The organism is Proteus sp. fly-1089, assembly GCF_040138965.1.
GTDB classification, from domain to species: Bacteria; Pseudomonadota; Gammaproteobacteria; order Enterobacterales; family Enterobacteriaceae; genus Proteus; species Proteus vulgaris_B.
Map to the genome: position 1 here is coordinate 1 of NZ_JBEETS010000023.1, position 508 is coordinate 508.

The following is a 508-nucleotide window of genomic DNA, read 5'->3' on the forward strand; positions in this document are numbered from 1 at the left end:
TATCAATCCCTAAAGTAGTGGCATCCATCTTTTTCAGATTAACACTAATTTGTTCTTTATCATTTGCCCCAATTTGTAAGTCTAATGAACTATCGCCACTTAACACTTTCACACCATTAAATTGGGTCTGTTCAGAGATACGATTAATTTCAGCAGTACGTTGTTTAACTTCTTCTTGAATAGATTTAACGTCTGACTCTGAATTAGAACCATTTTTTGCTTGAACGGTTAATTCACGAATACGTTGTAAGTTATTGTTGATTTCGTTTAATGCACCTTCTGTCGTTTGTGCAATCGAAATACCGTCATTTGCATTACGTGCGGCTTGGGTTAAACCTCGGATATTAGCGGTAAAACGGTTAGAAATTGCCTGACCTGCTGCATCATCTTTTGCACTATTAATGCGTAAACCAGAAGATAAACGTTGAATTGCATTACCCAGTGCACTTTGAGAACGGTTTAAATTATTTTGAGTTGTTAGAGACAGTACATTGGTATTAATAACTTG

The 508-nt window shown here is 35.8% G+C and carries 1 protein-coding gene; it reads right to left on the reverse strand.

Annotation, left to right across the window (positions count from 1 at the left end; genetic code table 11):
- On the reverse strand, window positions 1–508 hold a 508-nt coding region (locus ABN080_RS18160; protein WP_502935119.1), incomplete at both ends, for a flagellin N-terminal helical domain-containing protein.